Source organism: Corynebacterium sp. 22-2729, from assembly GCF_053479475.1.
Genome location: NZ_JBRBCA010000024.1, coordinates 1 through 1,005, shown reverse-complemented (window position 1 = coordinate 1,005; position 1,005 = coordinate 1). Strand labels below are relative to the sequence as shown.

Annotated in this window: 1 protein-coding gene; it reads right to left on the bottom strand. The window is 54.0% G+C overall.

Annotation, left to right across the window (positions count from 1 at the left end):
• The coding region (locus tag ACUY2T_RS10265; protein ID WP_448308494.1) for an IS110 family transposase at positions 1-872 on the bottom strand (872 nt) is incomplete at its 3' end.
• Positions 873-1,005 lie beyond the last annotated feature (133 nt).

Below are 1,005 nucleotides of genomic sequence, written 5' to 3'. Positions count from 1 at the left end.
AGGATCTGCGCTGCGGTCTTGATGCCGACTCCGGGCATACTCATCAAGACCTCACAAAGAGGGAAATCAGCGAGCATCTCTTCAACCTGCTCAGCGATGGTGTTTCGTTGCTCTTTGAGGGCCTTGATGTTTGCAGCCAGTTGAGGAATTACTAACTCGGCGGCATCGCTTCCAGGCACGGTGACTGTTTGAGCTTTCAGTGCTGCAAAAATGTCGTCTACCAGCGGGGTGGGGTCTTTACGTGTGTGCTTGATCATCCAGTTCAACACTCGTTGGTATCCGGCTCTTTTTAGCCCCTGCGGTCCCTTGTAATGGATCAATAATTCCAGGATCGGCGTGCGAGTCAGGGTGCTACCAGCAAAAACTCGTTCCAGGCTGGGGTAGATCTGGGTGAGGATACTGCGAAGCCGATTGACAGTGCGAGTGCAATCGCGGGCGATGTCATCATCGAAGCCGGACAGCATCTTTAGGGCGGAGAGTACCTCATCATTGCGGTCGACGGCACGTAGCGTGTGGGGCATTGTGCGGGCGGTGTCGGCGATGATGAATGCGTCGCGTTTGTCTGTTTTTGCACGTCCGGGATAGAGATCTGCAGCTTTGCGCATCGCAAGACCTGGCAGGTATCCGACTTCGCAACTGCAGTCCCGGGCTACAGCAATCGGTAGTGCGCCGATGGTGTTGGGTTGGTCGACGATTACGAGTACGGTGCCAAGCTTTTGTAGCTGGTGAAAAACGCCTGCTAGTTCGGATTCGAGTTGAGGCAACGGTTTGTCGAAGACCTTGTTGCCATCACGGTCTAAGGCGCAGGCGTGGTGTTCAGATTTGCCGACGTCTAGGCCAAGGAATATGTCGATGGAATGCTCCGGAGACATGATGAGCTCCTAGAAAACGAGATGGGTATGGCGTTGTTCCAGTCGCTGGCGTCATGACCTTCGTTGCAAGCACCCACGTTACAAAGAGACCTAGTTTGAAACTGGCCGTGTCCCTATCAGCTGTCATCGAAAG